17 protein-coding genes are annotated in these 16,375 nt (G+C 70.1%); 5 read left to right on the top strand and 12 right to left on the bottom strand.

The features are described 5' to 3' along the window. Positions 1–2 precede the first annotated feature (2 nt). From FM051_RS02860 to FM051_RS02825, 8 genes are all read right to left on the bottom strand, one after another. Positions 3–1,193 (bottom strand): MFS transporter, encoded by a 1,191-nt coding sequence (locus FM051_RS02860; protein WP_158840324.1) that lies wholly within the window; start codon positions 1,191–1,193, stop codon positions 3–5. Between the two features lie 74 nt (positions 1,194–1,267). Next, complete coding sequence (locus tag FM051_RS02855) at positions 1,268–1,858, bottom strand: TetR/AcrR family transcriptional regulator (protein ID WP_202918653.1); 591 nt, start codon at positions 1,856–1,858, stop codon at positions 1,268–1,270. A gap of 34 nt (positions 1,859–1,892) precedes the next feature. Then, on the bottom strand, positions 1,893–2,465 hold the full coding sequence (locus tag FM051_RS50375; protein ID WP_202918681.1) for a hypothetical protein: 573 nt from the start codon (positions 2,463–2,465) through the stop codon (positions 1,893–1,895). 31 nt (positions 2,466–2,496) lie between these two features. After that, positions 2,497–2,664, bottom strand: coding sequence for an ADP-ribosylglycohydrolase family protein (locus FM051_RS02845; protein WP_158841002.1), 168 nt, complete (start codon positions 2,662–2,664; stop codon positions 2,497–2,499). Between the two features lie 238 nt (positions 2,665–2,902). Further along, on the bottom strand, positions 2,903–3,028 hold the full coding sequence (locus FM051_RS53005; RefSeq protein WP_274383440.1) for a hypothetical protein: 126 nt from the start codon (positions 3,026–3,028) through the stop codon (positions 2,903–2,905). Between the two features lie 86 nt (positions 3,029–3,114). After that, on the bottom strand, positions 3,115–5,964 hold the full coding sequence (locus tag FM051_RS02835) for a vitamin B12-dependent ribonucleotide reductase (RefSeq protein ID WP_158840322.1): 2,850 nt from the start codon (positions 5,962–5,964) through the stop codon (positions 3,115–3,117). Positions 5,965–6,080: 116 nt separating this feature from the next. Beyond that, positions 6,081–6,539, bottom strand: a complete 459-nt coding sequence (gene nrdR / locus FM051_RS02830) for a transcriptional regulator NrdR (protein WP_158840320.1) — start codon at positions 6,537–6,539, stop codon at positions 6,081–6,083. A 459-nt stretch (positions 6,540–6,998) separates the two neighbouring features. Further along, a complete protein-coding gene (locus FM051_RS02825) occupies positions 6,999–7,496 on the bottom strand; it encodes a LysM peptidoglycan-binding domain-containing protein (RefSeq protein ID WP_158840318.1) in 498 nt (165 codons plus the stop codon). 241 nt (positions 7,497–7,737) lie between these two features. Here FM051_RS02825 and lexA point away from each other — a divergent pair, with 241 nt between their 5' ends. Beyond that, complete coding sequence (gene lexA / locus FM051_RS02820; RefSeq protein ID WP_202918675.1) at positions 7,738–8,415, top strand: transcriptional repressor LexA; 678 nt, start codon at positions 7,738–7,740, stop codon at positions 8,413–8,415. 84 nt (positions 8,416–8,499) lie between these two features. On the opposite strand, the gene FM051_RS02815 is transcribed toward lexA, so the two are convergent. Genes FM051_RS02815 through FM051_RS02805 form a run of 3 tightly spaced genes read right to left on the bottom strand, consistent with a single transcriptional unit; the run spans position 8,500 to position 11,526 of the window. After that, the gene (locus FM051_RS02815; protein ID WP_238412095.1) at positions 8,500–9,525 is read right to left on the bottom strand and encodes an NHL repeat-containing protein; all 1,026 of its coding nucleotides are present in this window, start codon (positions 9,523–9,525) and stop codon (positions 8,500–8,502) included. Positions 9,526–9,530: 5 nt separating this feature from the next. Next, a complete protein-coding gene (gene hflX, locus FM051_RS02810; protein ID WP_158840314.1) occupies positions 9,531–10,976 on the bottom strand; it encodes a GTPase HflX in 1,446 nt (481 codons plus the stop codon). A gap of 43 nt (positions 10,977–11,019) precedes the next feature. Beyond that, positions 11,020–11,526 carry an ArsR/SmtB family transcription factor gene (locus FM051_RS02805; RefSeq protein WP_158840312.1) on the bottom strand — a complete coding sequence of 169 codons (507 nt, stop codon included), beginning with the start codon at positions 11,524–11,526 and terminating at the stop codon, positions 11,020–11,022. A 56-nt stretch (positions 11,527–11,582) separates the two neighbouring features. Here FM051_RS02805 and FM051_RS02800 point away from each other — a divergent pair, with 56 nt between their 5' ends. From FM051_RS02800 to FM051_RS02785, 4 genes are read left to right on the top strand one after another with little or no spacing between them, the layout of a single operon-like run. Continuing rightward, positions 11,583–12,800, top strand: a complete 1,218-nt coding sequence (locus tag FM051_RS02800; protein ID WP_158840310.1) for an MFS transporter — start codon at positions 11,583–11,585, stop codon at positions 12,798–12,800. Continuing rightward, positions 12,784–14,013: an MFS transporter gene (locus tag FM051_RS02795; protein WP_158840308.1), complete on the top strand. Its 1,230-nt coding sequence runs from the start codon at positions 12,784–12,786 to the stop codon at positions 14,011–14,013. Before FM051_RS02800 ends, FM051_RS02795 begins: the two co-directional genes overlap by 17 nt. Then, positions 14,006–14,878: an SMP-30/gluconolactonase/LRE family protein gene (locus FM051_RS02790; protein ID WP_158840306.1), complete on the top strand. Its 873-nt coding sequence runs from the start codon at positions 14,006–14,008 to the stop codon at positions 14,876–14,878. The genes FM051_RS02795 and FM051_RS02790 overlap by 8 nt, the downstream gene beginning before the upstream one ends. Before the next feature lie 40 nt (positions 14,879–14,918). Next, positions 14,919–15,542 carry a TetR/AcrR family transcriptional regulator C-terminal domain-containing protein gene (locus FM051_RS02785; protein WP_158840304.1) on the top strand — a complete coding sequence of 208 codons (624 nt, stop codon included), beginning with the start codon at positions 14,919–14,921 and terminating at the stop codon, positions 15,540–15,542. A 24-nt stretch (positions 15,543–15,566) separates the two neighbouring features. Here the strand turns inward: FM051_RS02785 and dapF are convergent, their stop codons facing one another. Then, positions 15,567–16,367 (bottom strand): diaminopimelate epimerase, encoded by an 801-nt coding sequence (gene dapF, locus FM051_RS02780; protein WP_420803563.1) that lies wholly within the window; start codon positions 16,365–16,367, stop codon positions 15,567–15,569. Positions 16,368–16,375: the final 8 nt, after the last annotated feature.

The raw sequence follows: 16,375 nt of genomic DNA, 5'->3' as shown, positions 1-16,375 counted from the left end.
AATCAGCGAACAACCGATCGGTCCCGGTCGGGTAGGTCGCGGCGAAGGCGTGGCTCGTCACGGCGGCGCAGGACGTCGGGGATCAAGGTCGCGAGGCCGGCCACCGCGAGTGCCGCGCCCAGCCACAGCGGTGCGCGCAGGCCGTGATCGGTGATGAGCAGCCCGCCCAGCCACGACCCGATGATGATGCCGAGCGTGATGAACGACCCGTGCACGGTGTTGACCAGCGGTCCGGCGTTGCCCGTCCGCTGGACCCGCGTCACCAGGGCCGGGTTCATCGTGACGCCGACCAGGCCGATGCCGAGCAGGCTCACGACCGCCGGCACCTGCTCGTCGGCGAACAGGGCGAAACCGGTGAGGAAGACGGCGTTCAGGCCCAGGCCGGTGAACAACGCCGGCAGCGCGTGCCGGTCGGCGAGCCGCCCGACCACGTGGTTCCCGACGAGCGTGGCGACGCCGTAGCCGATGAGCAGCAACGGGACCGCGGTCGGGGTGAAGCCGGTGACCTCGGTCAGGATCGGGTTGACGTAGCTGAACGCGGCGAAGGTCGCGCCGATGACGAACGTGCTGGTGGACAGCACCAGCCACAGCCTGGGGCGGGCGACGGCCCGCAGTTCGGCGCGGACGGTGGTGTCGCCGTTGACGCGGTCGAGCCTCGGCACGCCCGCGAACGTGCTCGCGGCGGCCACGACGGTGAGCACCGCGATACCCCAGAACGCCGCGCGCCAGCCGAGGTGCTCGCCGATGAACGTGGCCAGCGGCAGGCCGAGGAGCGTGCCGAGCATCAGTCCGTTGAGGACGGTCGCGGTGGCCCGGCCGCGCAGGTTCTCCTTGACCAGGGCGGAGGTCACCGAGATCGCGACGCCGAAGAACGCCTGCGAGGCCGCGCCGGTGACGACGCGGGCGGTGAGCATCACGCCGTAGTCGGTGGCGGTGGCGGCGAGGACGTTGCCGGTGAGGAAGACGGCGAAGAGGGTCATGAGCGCCGGTTTGGGGCGGAGTCGGAGCATCAGCACGGTGAGCAGCGGTCCGCCGACGGCCATCGCGGCGGCGAACGCGGTGATCAGGTAGCCGATCTCGGGGATGGTGACCTGCAGGCCGGCGGCCATCTGCGGCATGAGGCCGGCGACGACGAACTCGCTGGTGACCATGGCGAAGATGCCGAGGGCCAGCAGGTGGACGACACGGGGCATTCCGGTGCTCCTATTTTGTATCGATCTGTCCAAAACGTGGGCGTGCGTGATCCCCGTTGGATCCACGCCGGGTTCTAGAGGGCGTCCAAGGCGGTGTTCGCGATGGCTCGCAGTGTCGGGATGTCGGCGCCGCCCTGTCCGGCGACCCTCATCCCCGCGATGACGGCGTTGAGGAAGCGCGCCAGTTCCGCCGGGTCTCTGCCGGACGTGAGCTCGCCGTCCCGTTGTCCGATCCCGATGACCGTCGTGAGGGCGTCCAACCTGCGCTGCTGGTCACGTGCCACCAGTTCGGCGGCTTCCCGGTCGCGTGCGGCGAGTTCGACGGTGGTGTTGACGGTGAGGCAGCCGAGCCCCCGGTCGTCCCGCCGGTTCTCCTCCTCGCCCGCGATGATCGCGTCGAACAGGTCGTGCAGCCGGTCCTTCGCGGAACGCGTCTCGTCTTCGAGGAGCGCGAGCTGGCTGGTGGTCATGAGGTTGGTGTAGCGGACGAGGGCGCGCTTGAAGAGCTCGTGCTTGCTGGTGAACGTGTTGTAGATGCTGCTGCGCCCCAGCCCGGTGGCGCGGCACAGGTCCTCGGTGGACGTGGCTTCGTAGCCGTTCGCCCAGAACGTGCGCATGGCCGCGTCGAGCGCCTGCTCCTCGTCGAACGCCTTGGGTCGGGGCACGTCGACGACCGTAGCAGGTTTTGGAACGACCTATCTAGAACTGGGCGACCAGCTTCGCCGCCACCCACAGGAAGACCTTGGGATCGCCGAGACCCGACGCGGTGAGCCACTCGGCCGCCGCCCGCGCTTCCCATTCGTCCTGGACCAACCCCCAACGCCCGGGACGGATACCGGTCGCCTCCCGGACGTCACGCACCAGCCCGTCGAGGCAGGTCCAGGTGTGCCAGCCCCCGCAGTCGAGCCCGACCAGCTCGAACCCGAGCGGCTCACCGCCGGTGAAGGGCTCGTGCCGGGCCAGCCGTTCCGGCAGGCTGCCCGCGTTCCCCTCCCGACCCTCCACGTTCATGTCGGCGAGCAGGGCCGGGACGTCCTGAGCGGCGATCCCCACCCCGAGCACGTGCAGGCCGTCCCTACCCGCACGAGCCTCCTCGGCCGACACCGGGTCGCCGAACCACTCGTCCCACCCGTCCGGGGCCGCCGTCAGCAGGTCGGCGATGCAACCGCTCATCGACACCAGTTCGGCACCGGCCAGACCGACGTCATGCCAGTCCTGCCTGGATCCCCGCGAGGCCACTCGGTAGCCGGCCAAGACGTAGTCGACGGTCACGGAACCAGTGTCGCCGGCCGGGCAACCCGTTTCAGTCCCACATCCGGCCGAACGCGGCCAGCTCGTCACCGTGCTCGATGCGCTCGGCCCACTCCTCGGGCCACGCGTCGAGACCGTGCGCGGCACCCGCGAACGCCCCGGCGAGACACGCGATCGAGTCCGAGTCGCCGGACGTCGTCGCCGCCCGCGACAGGGCCACCGCACGAAGTGATCACGCAACGCACCGGCGATGCCCTCACGCCCCGTCTCACCCAACGCCCGCGCGACCGCCAACGTCATCTGGGTGTCATCGGTGACCAGAGCGGGATCGCCCTCCAACTCCCGCGGCCCACCCACGCCGTAGCGCTGCTCGATCTCGGCGACGGTCAGGAACTCGGTCGGCGCGCCCAAGGCGTCCCCGTAAGCCAACCCCAACAACGTCCCGCTCGCCCGCGTCATCACGACATCGCTCCTGTCGCTTGATCAGGGCCCTCGGTCCAGTAGCGCTGAAGCCTGGCGACCGCCTCGTCGCTGCTCATCCCGGCCACCTCGGACTCGTCGACGCCGACCCGCGAGATCAGCATGTGCACGAGGTCGGCGGGCAGCGGCAGGGCCGGGAGCCGATGACGCTTGGCTCCCGGCCCTGACCGGCTGGATCATCCGATTGTGGTCAGCTGCAACCCGAGGTGGAGCCGCAGCCCTCGCACAGGTAGCAGGAGCCGGCCGGGCGCATCTTCGTGCCGCACGTCATGCACAGCGGCGCGTCGGCGGCCTTGCCCAGGTGCAGTTCGAGCAGTTCCGTGGAGCTGCCCACCTTGATGTCCTGCGGCTTGGACTTCTTCTCCTCCAATGCCGGGGTGGACGTGGCCGAGGCCGTCGGGGCCGAGTCGACCGACGTGCGCAGACCCTCCAGGTCGACGTCGCCGTTGCCGTAGTCGGACGACACCTGCGCGGTGCGCTCGTCGGCGGTGAAGATGCCGAGCTGCGCGCGCTTGTCGAACGGCAGGTAGTCGAGCGCCAGGCGGCGGAACAGGTAGTCCAGCACGCTGGTCGCGATCCGGACGTCCGGGTCGTCGGTCATGCCGGCCGGCTCGAAGCGCAGGTTCTGGAACTTCGAGACGTAGAACTCCAGCGGGATGCCGTACTGCAGACCCACCGAGATGGACATGGAGAACGCGTCCATCACGCCGGCCAGCGTCGAACCCTGCTTGCCGAGCTTGACGAAGATCTCGCCCAGGCCGTCGTCCGGGTACGAACCGGCGTGCAGGTAGCCCTCCGCGCCGCCGACCGTGAACGACACCGTCTGCGACGGGCGCTTCTTCGGCAGCCGCTTGCGCACCGGGCGGTACTCCACGACCGTCTCGGTCTTCGGCTCGGCGCCCTTGTTGGCGCCCTTGCCCGCCGACAGCGGCTGGCCGACCTTGCAGTTGTCGCGGTAGATCGCCAGCGCCTTCAGGCCCAGCTTCCAGCCCTGGTAGTAGATGTCCTCGACCTCTTCGACGGTCGCCGTCTCCGGCATGTTCACCGTCTTGGAGATCGCGCCCGAGATGAACGGCTGCACCGCCGCCATCATCCGCACGTGACCGAGCGGCGCGATCGAGCGGTCGCCCATCGCGCAGTCGAAGACCTCGTAGTGCTCGGGCTTCAGACCGGGGGCGTCGACCACGTGGCCGTGCTCGCCGATGTACTCGACGATCGCCTCGATCTGCTCCTCCTGGTAGCCCAGGACGCGCAGCGCGCGCGGCACGGTCTGGTTGACGATCTGCATCGAGCCGCCGCCGACCAGCTTCTTGAACTTCACCAGCGCCAGGTCCGGCTCGATGCCGGTGGTGTCGCAGTCCATCATCAGGCCGATGGTGCCGGTGGGCGCGAGCACGCTGGCCTGCGCGTTGCGCCAGCCGTTGCGGGCACCGATCTTCTGGCACTCCTGCCACGCCTTGGTCGCGACCTTCTGCACCGCACCGTCGTTAGCGTGGTACGTGCGCAGCATGTCGTTCGCCGCCGAGTGCTTGCGGATGACCCGCTGGTGCGCCTCGGCGTTGCGGGCGTAGCCGTCGTACGGGCCGACGATGCCCGCCAGCTCAGCGGACCGCTTGTACGCCACGGCCTGCATCAGGGACGTGATCGCGGCGGCCAGCGCGCGGCCACCCTCGGAGTCGTACGCGTGACCGGTCGCCATGAGCAGCGCGCCCAGGTTCGCGTAGCCGATGCCGAGCTGGCGGAACGCACGCGTCGTCTCGCCGATCGCGGGGGTCGGGAAGTCCGCGAAGCAGATCGAGATGTCCATCGCGGTGATGATCAGCTCGACCGACTTGGCGAACAGCTCCGCGTTGAACGAGCCGTCGTCCTTCAGGAACTTCATCAGGTTCAACGACGCCAGGTTGCAGCTGGAGTTGTCCAGGTGCATGTACTCCGAGCACGGGTTCGAGGCGGTGATCCGACCCGACTCCGGCGTGGTGTGCCAGTCGTTGATCGTGCCGTCGTACTGGATGCCCGGGTCGGCGCACTCCCACGCGGCCTGCGCCAGCTTGCGGAACAGGTCCTTCGCGTCGACGGTCTCGATGACCTCGCCGGTCTGGCGGGCGCGCAGGCCGAACCGGCCGCCGTTCTCGTAGGCGTGCATGAACTCGTCCGACACGCGGATCGAGTTGTTCGCGTTCTGGTACTGCACGGACACGATGTCCTTGCCGCCCAGGTCCATGTCGAACCCGGCGTCGCGCAGCGCGCGGACCTTGTCCTCTTCACGCGCCTTGGTCTGGATGAACTCCTCGACGTCGGGGTGGTCGACGTCCAGCACGACCATCTTCGCCGCGCGGCGGGTCGCGCCACCGGACTTGATGGTGCCCGCGGACGCGTCCGCGCCGCGCATGAACGACACCGGGCCGGACGCCGTGCCGCCGGAGGACAGCAGCTCCTTGGACGACCGGATGCGCGACAGGTTCAGACCCGCGCCGGAGCCGCCCTTGAAGATCAGGCCCTCCTCGCGGTACCAGTTCAGGATCGACTCCATCGTGTCGTCGACCGACAGGATGAAGCAGGCGCTGACCTGCTGCGGCGAGCTGGTGCCCACGTTGAACCACACCGGCGAGTTGAAGCTGAACACCTGGTGCAGCAGCATCCAGGTCAGTTCGTGCTCGTAGATCTCGGCGTCCGCGTCGGTGGCGAAGTAGCCGTGCTTGACGCCCGCCTCGACGTAGGTCTTCACCACGCGGTCGATGAGCTGGCGCAGGCTGTGCTCGCGCTGCGGCGTGCCCACCGCGCCGCGGAAGTACTTGCTGGTGACGATGTTGGTGGCGTTGACCGACCAGAAGTCGGGGAACTCGACGCCCCGCTGCTCGAAGTTCACCGAGCCGTCGCGCCAGTTCGTCATGACGACGTCGCGGTGCTCCCAGGTGACCTCGTCATAGGGGTGCTTGCCCGCCGTGGTGTAGACGCGCTCCACCTTCAGCTTGGCGTTCTTGTCCCCCGCGCCGTTGCGGGTTGCCGTCCTCTTGCTGGAGCCACCGACGGTCTCCGTCATTCCCCGTGTCCTCTTCCCGTTTCGCACGTGCTCGAAGTCTGGTGCACGACCCACGTCCGGGCTCCCCGTCCGAGTCGGTCGCTGGTTGTCCTGTGTCTTGTCCTGCGTCGCGGCGCTCAGTCGTCAGTGCGCTGGGCGTCGCGAAGATCGGCGATCTCCTTCTCGAAGTCCTCGACGGACGAGAAAGATCGATAAACGCTGGCGAACCGGAGGTAGGCGACCTCGTCCAGCTCGCGCAGCGGGCCGAGGATGGCCAGGCCCACCTCGTGGCTCGGGATCTCGGCGTTGCCGCCCGAGCGGATGGACTCCTCGACGCGGTGGGCCAGCTGCTGCAAGGCGTCCTCGTCGACCGGGCGGCCCTGGCAGGCGCGGCGGACGCCGTTGACGACCTTGTCCCGGCTGAACGGCTCGGTGACGCCGGAGCGCTTGACCACCGCGAGCACGGCCTCCTCCACGGTGGTGAACCGGCGACCGCAGCTCGAGCAGGACCGCCGGCGACGGATCACCTGGCCCTCGTCCACCTCGCGCGAGTCGACCACACGAGAGTCCGCGTTCCGGCAGAACGGGCATCGCACGGCTGGTCTCCCCTCCTCCGCGCAGCATCCATCGCGTTAGCCCTCATGGTGGGGAATACCCCAACCTGTGGACTAACTACAACGGTGTAACCACTAGATGTAGGGGTCAACCTATGCCTGGAGCCTACTGCTCTGCAACTCGACACACGTGTCCCGGACCACTCGGTGGGATGTCCGCGGGAGGTTCAGCGCTCCGCGACATGCCGATCACCAGCCGCCTCCGAACGACGCCGCAGGTCACCGCCGGCTTGCGAACGCAAACGCGCGAGTCGAACGCTCAGGTGCCGAGAGTCGAACGTCCAGGACCCCTGAGTTCAACGTTCCGAACGTTGAACTCAGGGGTCCTGGACGTAGGGCACACGCATCCTGAACGTAGGACTCACGGCACCTGGAGGTTCGACTCTCGCGACCTGGGTGTTCGACTCTCGCGGTTGGCTGGAGGTTGAGCCCTGGGGAGGGTCAGGGGGTGCCGTCGGGGGCGATCAGGGACTGGCCGGGGACCACGTCGGAGTCCGGGAGGTTGTTCAGCTCGCGGATGCGGGCTGCCACGGCCTCGGGGTCGCTGTTCGGGGCGCTGCGCTCCGCTACGTCCCGCAGCGTCTCGCCCACCTGGACGTGGACGACGTTGGTCCGTTCGGGGACCGTCGTGGCGCCGGAGACGTACAGGTAGAGCAGGCTCAGCAGGGCGGCGAACACGGCCGCGGTCGCGGCGTAGACGAGGAACTGGACGGCCGGGTGCCGCTGTGGGCGCACGTCGCAGGCGGCCGGTTCGGGCGCGGTCTCCCGGACGGCGAGCGGGCGGGGGCGGGTCGACGGGCGGCGGTTGTCCTTGTCCGGTACCTCGAACCGGCGGAGTACCCGTGGTCCGGGTCGCAATCCGACGCCGAGGGCGACATCCTCGACACCGGCGCCGTCCACGAGTTCGAAGCTGTTCCGGGTGCCAATGACCACCGCCATGATGCCCTCCACGCAGGTCATCCGATCATGATCGAACCTGTGTTCGATCGAACGTCCGTGCGAATGTCTACCACTTCACCGGGCGAAATCGCTAGGACACGCCGAGCATTACTTCGAACAGGTGTTTGATCTGGACAGGGAACGCGACTACCGTCCACAAGTGAAGATCGTCGGAGAAGCCGGCCTGGGCAATCGGGACCGGTGAGGAGGAAGCACCGTGGCACGCAAGACCAACGAAGACCTGCGCACCGCCGATGCGCCCTCCGCGCCCGAACCGGCGGACATCGCGGGCAACGCCGGGCTCACCCTGCGCCAGCGCAAGGTGCTCGACGTGATCCGCGACTGGCTCGACCGGTTCGGCTACCCGCCCAGCGTGCGCGAGATCGGGGAGGCGGTCGGCCTGACCTCCACCTCCTCAGTCGCACACCAGCTGCGTGCGCTGGAGCGGAAGGGGTACCTGCGTCGCGATCCGAACCGACCGCGCGCGGTGGGTGTGCTGCCGGCCGAGATCGTGACCGGCCTGGACCCGGCGTCCAAGCCGACGCCCGCGTACGTGCCCATGCTGGGCCGCATCGCGGCCGGTGGGCCGATCCTGGCCGAGGAGGCCATCGAGGACGTGTTCCCGCTGCCGCGCGAGATCGTCGGCGAGGGCGACGTTTTCCTGCTGAAGGTCGTGGGTGACTCGATGGTGGACGCCGCCATCACGGACGGCGACTGGGTCGTCGTGCGCCAGCAGCCCACCGCGGACAACGGCGAGGTGGTGGCCGCGATGATCGACGGTGAGGCCACCGTGAAGACGTTCAAGCGCAAGGAGGACGGCCACGTGTGGCTGATGCCGCACAACGCCGCCTACCAGCCGATCCCGGGCGACGAGGCGTCGATCCTGGGCAAGGTCGTGGCGGTCCTGCGCCGGCTGTAGAGCGTCACGGCGGCGCCCGTCGGGGCGTGAATCCGGGGGACGAGGCGGTCCGGGCCCAGGGGCGCGGACCGCTCGGCCCCGTGGTCAAGCCCGGCGCTTGCGGGAACGCCGGACCAGGGCTCCCACCAGTGCCAACGCCACCGCGCCGCCACCCACCACCGGCCACGCCGAGAACGAGTCGGAGGCCGGGGGAGCGGCCGAGTCGTCGGGTGCCGGAGCGTCCGCCGAGGTCGTGGTGGGCGCGGGCGGCACGGCCAACGCCGCCGCACCCCGCACCGCACGCACGGTCGACGAAGTGCCCCCGGCGTTGCCGAACTCGGACGCCGACAACAGCGTGCCGTCCGGGTCGAACGCGATGGCCTCACCCTGCGGCTCACCGGCCAACGGCACCCGCACCGGGTCGGACTCCAACGCCGCCGCCAGGTCACCACCGTCCGGAACCGGGAACAGGTACGCGTCGGTGTAGGTCCGCAACGCCGCCACCTTGCCGTCCCGCGACATCGCACCGCCCGTGACCAGGCGCGTCACCACGGAACTCTGCAACGGCCCGCCAGTGGTGTCCGTGCCGCTGATCGGCACCTTCGCCACCTGCTCCATCGGCGTCGCCGCGCCCTCGCTCAACCCGGAAACCGGCCGGTACACCAACGGCGACCCGATGGTTTCCTTCGTGATGATGTGCGGAATGCCGTCGCGGTCCACCAACAATGCTTCGGCGTCGTGCTTTCCGTCAGGATACGTAAGGCGGTACAAACGGGCGCTGCCGTCGGGGGAAACCGCGTGCAATGCCACGGTTTCGCGCGACTTGCCGTTGTCCCCGGTGTCCGCCGCCCACAGGGTTCCGTCAGGAGCCAATGCGAGATCTTCGACGTCGAGCGGGTTGTTCGGCGCGGTGATCGTCCGGGTGATCGCGCAATTCCGGTCCATCACCTGGATCAGCAGTCGGCCGTTGTCGCTGTCGTTCACCGCGAACCACTGGTCGCCGTCCGACGCGAGGCCGGACAGCTCCGCCAGCCGCTCGTCGGTCACCGCGCACACGTCGGCGACGGCCGGCTCCGCCGAAGCGGAACCGGCCGTCAGCACCAGGCCTGCTAATACCAGGAACGCGCGCAACGGTCTCAGGCGCGGCTTCCGTTCACGGCGAACTTCTCCAGCGCACCGGCCAGGTCGGGCCGGACCCGGGCGGACAGCTCGGTGCCCTCCTCGGTGTGCCGCTCCTTGAGCACTTCGCCCTCGCGGTGCACGCGTGCGACCAGCTCACCCCGCGCGTACGGCACCAGCGCGTCGACCACGACCTCCTGCCGAGGCGTCATGGACGCGATGCGTTCACGCAGGTCGGAGATGCCTTCACCGGTGTGCGCGGACACGAACACCGCCGTGGGGAACAGGTGCCGCAGCCGGGCCATGCCCAGCTCGCCCACCGCGTCGATCTTGTTCACCACCAGCAGCTCGGTCGGCATCGGGTCGTCACGCCGCGACGAGATCTCGCTGATCACCTCGCGCACCGCCACGACCTGCTTCTCCGGCATCGCGTCGGAGCCGTCGACCACGTGGACCAGCAGGTCCGCGTCGGCGACCTCCTCCAACGTCGACCGGAACGCCTCGACCAGCTGGTGCGGCAGGTGCCGCACGAAACCGACCGTGTCGGTCAGCGTGTAGGGCAGGCCCTCGGGCGTCTCGGTGCGCCGCGTGGTCGGGTCGAGGGTCGCGAACAGGGCGTCCTGCACCAGCACCCCCGCGCCGGTCAGCGCGTTGAGCAGGCTGGACTTGCCCGCGTTCGTGTAACCCGCGATGGCCACGTTCGGCACCGCGTTGGACACGCGGCGGTGCCGCTTGGTCTCCCGGATGACGCCCATCGCGGCGATCTCGCGGCGCAGCTTGGAGATGCGCGCGCGGATGCGCCTGCGGTCGGTCTCCAGCTTCGTCTCACCGGGACCGCGTAGACCCACGCCGCCGTTGCCGCCACCCGCACGACCACCGGCCTGCCGGGACAGCGACTCGCCCCAACCGCGCAGACGCGGCAGGAGGTACTGCAGCTGGGCCATCTCGACCTGCGCCTTGCCCTCACGGGTGGACGCGTGCTGGGCGAAGATGTCGAGGATCAGCGCGGTGCGGTCGACGACCTTGACCTTCAGCTTCTCCTCCAGCTGCCGCAGCTGGCCGGGGGAGAGCTCGCCGTCGCAGATCACCGTGTCCGCGCCGGTCGCGATCACGACGTCGCGCAGTTCGTGGACCTTGCCGGAGCCGATGTAGGTGGCCGGGTCGGGCCGCTCGCGCCGCTGCACGAGGCCTTCCAGCACCTCGGAGCCCGCGGTCTCGGCGAGCAGGGCCAGTTCCGCCATGGAGGCGTCCGAATCGGCCGTCGTGCCCTCGGTCCACACGCCGACCAGCACGACGCGCTCCAGGCGGAGCTGCCGGTACTCGACCTCGGTGACGTCCTCGAGCTCGGTGGACAACCCCGCTACGCGACGCAGTGCGGCGCGCTCTTCGAGCGCCAGGTCGCCGGTGGACAGCTCGTCCTCGTGGTCGAGCCAGTCGTTGCTGTTGTACGTGTTTTCCGTCATTTGCCCTTCATCGTCCCACGGCACCCCTACCAGGGCCGAGTGGTTAATCTCCCGGGTAGAGCGCCAGGTAGATCGCCACGCGTTCCCCGTCGGGGTGTGCCGGCTCTGCTGCCAGCTCATCGAACAACGAACGGAGGCGGCGCTTTAGTTCCGCCCGGTCGACCCTGACCACCAATCGGATCTGGTCCACGGCGGCCGGCCCGACCTCCGCGACCTCCCCGAGGAACGCCTGGAGCACGGCCTCGCCGGTCTCGGCCGCGAGCGGGCCGCGGTCCTTCGCGAGCCGCCACGACAGGCCCGTCGACTTGTACGGGATCTCCCGCGCACCCCGGTTGCCGGACCGGGCGGGCTGGGCCTCCAGGAAGCCCGTGGCGACGAGTTTGCGCACGTGGTGGAGGGTGGTGGCGGGGTCCTTGCCGAGCCGTTCGGCGATCTCCTTGTTGGTCATCGCGCGGTCGTACGTGAGCCGGATGATGCGCAGCCGCACCGCCGAGGCCAGGGCGGCGGCTTCGGCGTCGGTTGCCGGGCGTCTCTCCACCCTGCCCAGCATAGGCGGCACGGCTTAAGTGATTGACACTTTCCAATCACTCCCGAGACACTGCGACCGTGTCCCTCTGGTCTCATCGCGACTTCCGCCTGCTGTGGGCAGGCGACACCATCAGCCAGTTCGGCTCCACGATCGGCCGCACCGTGTTGCCGCTGCTCGCGGCGGGCGCGCTGGCCGCCACGCCGTTCGAGATGGGTGTGCTGTCGGCGGCTGCGACGGCCGCGTTCCTGCTGATCGGGCTGCCCGCCGGGGTGTGGGTGGACCGGTTGAGCCGCCGTCCGGTGATGCTCGTGGCCGACCTGGCCCGCGCGGCGCTGATGCTGTCGATCCCGGTGGCCTGGTGGCTGGGCGTGCTCACGCTGGTCCAGCTCGTCGTGGTCGCCCTGCTGGTCGGCGCGGCCACCGTCATGTTCGACATCGCCTACCAGTCGTACCTCCCGGCGCTGGTCGGGCGGGAGCAGCTGGTCGAGGGCAACTCGAAGCTGGAGGCGAGCCGGGCCGTGGCGCAGGTGTCCGGTCCGGCCGTGGCGGGTGGTGTGGCGCAGGCGGTCGGCGCGGCCGTCGGGGTGCTCGCCACCGGCGTCGGCTACCTGGCCTCGGCGGTGTTCCTGCTGCGCATCCGCACCGAGGAACCGCCGCCCCGTTCCCCGGACAAGCCCGGTTTCGTCCACGAGGTCGCCGAGGGCCTGCGGTTCGTCTTCGGGCACAGGTCGCTGCGCGCGATCGTCGGCTGCACGGGCACCGCGAACTTCTTCGGCGGCATGTCGATGGCCCTGCTGGTGCTGTTCCTGGTGCGCGAACTGGGCCTGTCCGACGGCGTGGTGGGCTTGGTGCTCAGCTCGGCGGGCATCGGCGGCGTGCTGGGCGCGCTGACCGTGAGCCGGTGGAACGCCCGCTTCGGCCAGACCACGGTGATCTGGCTGTCCGCCCTGGTCACCTGGCCGTTCGGGCTGCTCGTCCCGCTCGGTGCGGCGGACTGGCGGATCGCGTTCCTGGTCGTCGGCGAGGCCGCGGTGGCGTACGGGGCGACCGTCTACAACATCGCGCAGGTCAGCTACCGGCAGTCCATCTGCCCGGACCACCTGCTCGGCCGGATGAACGCCAGCATCCGGTTCGTGGTGTGGGGCGGGATACCGCTGGGCGGCCTGGCCGGCGGCGCGCTGGGCGAAGGGATCGGGGTCACGCCCACGTTGTGGGTGGCCATGGCGGGCCAGTGCGCGTCCGTGCTGTGGGTGGTGTTGTCGCCGCTGAGGAGCCGTGATGGCGTCCCGGCGTGACTTCCGGTTGTTCTGGGGCAACGATTCGCTCAACCAGTTCGGCACGGCGGTGTCGAGTTTCGTGCTGCCGCTGGTGGCGATCGAGGCGCTGGACGCCTCGGAGTTCCAGGTCGGCCTGCTCAACGCCGCCGGGATGGCCGCGTTCCTGTTCATCGGCTTACCCGCGGGTGTCTACATCGACCGGCTGCGCAAGCGGCCCCTGCTGATGTGGACCACGACCGGGCGCGCGCTGCTGTTCGCCACCGTTCCGGTCGCCGCGTGGCTGGGCGGCCTCACGTACCTCCACCTGGTGCTCGCCGCACTGGCCGCGGGCGTGCTCACGGTGTTCTTCGAGGTGGCGAGCCAGGCGTACCTGCCCGCTCTCGTGCCGCGCGGCGAGTTGTCGCACGCCAACAGCAGGCTCGTGTCGACGCAGCAGGTCGCGCGGCTGTTCGGACGGCCGCTGAGCGGGCCACTGGTGCAGTTCCTGGGCAGCGCGAACGCCGTCCTCGCGATCAGCTTCTCGTACCTGACCTCGGTGCTGCTGCTGCGCGGCATACGCCTGGTCGAGGAGCCGGTGGAGCCGCGCAAGCGCGAGCTCCGGGCGGAGATGGCCGAGGGTCTGCGGTTCGTGTTCGGGCACCCGCTGCTGCGGCCGACGGTGCTGTGCACGACGTCGTTCAACCTGAGCTACGGCATGTGGACGGCGGTCAACTTGCTGTTCCTGCTCCGCGACCTCGAGTTGACGCCGACGGCCGCCGCCGTGCTGCTGGGTCTGGGCGGCGCGGGCGGCGCGTTGGGGGGCCTGCTCACCGGCTGGTTGGCCGGGGTCGGGCAGGTGCGGCTGATCTGGCTGTCGATGGTCGTGACGCAGCCCGCGTGGCTGCTGGTCCCGCTCGCGGAACCGGGTTGGCGGCTGGCGCTGTTCGCGATCGGCACGGTGGTCACGTTGATGGGCGCGGTCGCCTACAACGTCGCGCAGGTCAGCCTGCGCCAGGCGCTGTGCCCGGACCGGTTGCTCGGCCGGATGAACGGGAGCGCGCGGTGCCTGGTCTGGGGTGCGGCGGCCGTGGGCGCGTTGGCGGGCGGCGCGCTGGCCGAGTGGGTCGGCGTGCGGAACACGCTGTGGGTCGCGGCGGCGGGGATGATCCTGTCCGTGCTCTGGGTGGTCCTGTCACCACTGCGGCAGATGCGCGATGTGCCCCGGATCACTAACGTCGAGCGGCATGGCTGACACCACCGTGCTCCGCGAAGGTCTCCGGTACGGCGAGTGTCCGCGACAGGGCCCTGACGGCAGGCTCTACTACTCCGACTTCTACGACCACGAGGTCCGTGCGATCGACCTGGACACGGGCGTCGAGGAGGTCGTGTGCACGGTGCCCGAGCAGCCGTCCGGCCTGGGCTGGCTGCCGGACGGTCGGCTGCTCGTGGTGTCCATGCGGGACCGCAGGGTGCTGCGGCTGGACGACGGCGGGCTGGTCGAGCACGCCGACCTGAACGGCATCGCCACCTTCCACGCCAACGACATGCTGATCGACCCGCACGGCCGCGCGTACGTCGGCAACTTCGGCTTCGACCTGCACGGCGCCCTCGCGGTGGGCGGTGAGGCGCCGATGCTGGAGCCGGACTGGGTCGCGCCCGGCACGTCGTTGGCGCTGGTCCAGCCGGACGGCACGGCCACCGTCGCGGCCGAGGACCTGAAGTTCCCCAACGGGATGGGGCTGTTGCCCGACCGGAATGGTGAGCACGGGCGGCTGGTCGTCGCCGAGACGTTGGCCTTCCGGCTGACCAGCTTCGCCGTGGCCGACGACGGCACGCTGTCCGACCGGCGGGTGTGGGCGTCGCTGCGCGAGCACTTCATCGCGCCGGACGGCATCGCGGTGGACGCCGACGGCGGCGTGTGGGTCGCGCCCGCGCTCCAGCCGTTCGTGTTCCGGGTCGAGGAGGGCGGCGAGATCACCCGGCGGGTGGAGACCAGCCAGGTCTGCTTCGCCGTCGGGATCGTCGAGGACAAGCTGGTCTGCTGCACCGCGCCCTCCTCGCAGCCGGAGGTGGTGGCCGAGGCGCGGCTGGGCAAGCTGGAGGTGTTCGCCCTCTAGTCCCGCACGGCAGTCCCGCACGGCTCGGTAAAATAGGTCAGTGACCAAGGCGCAAGGAGGTCGGCCCAGTCCGGCGCGGCTGGACCGCGACACCGTCGTGCGCGCCGCCCTCGACGTGCTCGACGAGGAAGGGCTGGACGCGGTGTCCACCCGCGCCATCGCCACGCGGCTGGGCGTGCGGATGAACACCGTGCTCTGGCACGTGAAAAGCAAGGCCAGGCTGCGGGAGCTGATGGCGGACGCGATCCTCGGCCAGGTCGACCTCGCCGACCTGCCCGAAGACTGGCGCGAACGGGCGGCCGAAGTGCCCAGGCGGCTGCGCCGGGCGTTGCTGGCGCACCGGGACGGCGCGAGTGCCGTCGTCGGCGCCCACGCGGCCGAGCCCGGCACGCTTCGGTTCGCCGAAGCCCTGGCGGCGGCCCTGATCGCGGGCGGGGTGCCGCGGGTGGCGTGGACCCTGTGGACCCTCGTCCACCTCACGCTGGGGCTGGTGCGGGAAGAGCAGGCCGCGTCCGGTGACGACCGGTTGGCCGACGCGCTGGACGCGGCACCGGGCGACTACCCGTCACTGCGGGCCGTCGCGGACGACCTGGAGCCGACCGCGTTCGCCCAACGGCTCGACCACGGCGTGACCCTCGTGCTCCGGACGCTGGAGCCGCACTGACGCCGGAGCCGCACCAGAGGCGCTCTAGAGCGCGTCCCACCAGGCCTGGTCCAGCTCGCCGCGGGCAACCAGCACGGCCGGGCCGGTGAGCGTGGAGGTCTCCTCCTCGATCACCACGGACACCTGTCCACCGAGGACGTCCACAGTGGCCTTGCCGGTGCGCTGACCGGTCCCGTACAGCCACGACGCCACCGCGGCCACCGTGCCCGTGCCGCACGACCGGGTCTCGCCCACGCCGCGCTCGTGCACGCGCATCCGGAGGGCGCCGTCACCGAGCACGTTGACGAACTCCACGTTCACCCCGTGCGGGAACTGCACCGGGTCGTGGCCGGGCGGCACGTGCAGGTCGAGTTCCGCCACCGGCACCTCGGTCACGCACGCCAGGTGCGGGTTGCCGACGTCTACCGCGACCCCGCCGAACGCGCTGCCGCCGACCGTGGCGGTGCCCGTGCCGGTGACCATCGCGCGCCCCATGTCCACCGTCACGGTGCCGTCCTGGTGCGCGACGACGTGCCGCTCACCGGCCCGCGTGCCGATGGTGAACTCGCCGAGGGGCATGAGTTCGGCCTCCACCAGGTACCGGACGAACACGCGCACCCCGTTGCCGCACATCTCGGCGATCGAGCCGTCGGCGTTGCGGTAGTCCATGAACCACGGCCCGAAGTCGGGCCGCACGACCCGCAGCACGCCGTCCGCGCCCAGGCCGCGCTGTCGATCGCACAGCGCGCGCACCCGCGACTCGGTCAGGTCCAGCAGACCCTCCGGATCGGGCAGCACGACGAAGTCGTTCTCGGTGCCGTGGCCCTTCAGAAACTCGACTCCCACGCCCACCA

Origin of the sequence: Saccharothrix deserti (genome assembly GCF_009769385.1) — a bacterium.
Classification (GTDB): Bacteria; Actinomycetota; Actinomycetes; order Mycobacteriales; family Pseudonocardiaceae; genus Actinosynnema; species Actinosynnema deserti.
The sequence above is the reverse complement of the archived record's forward strand: the minus strand, read 5'-3'. Positions and strand labels throughout refer to the sequence as shown.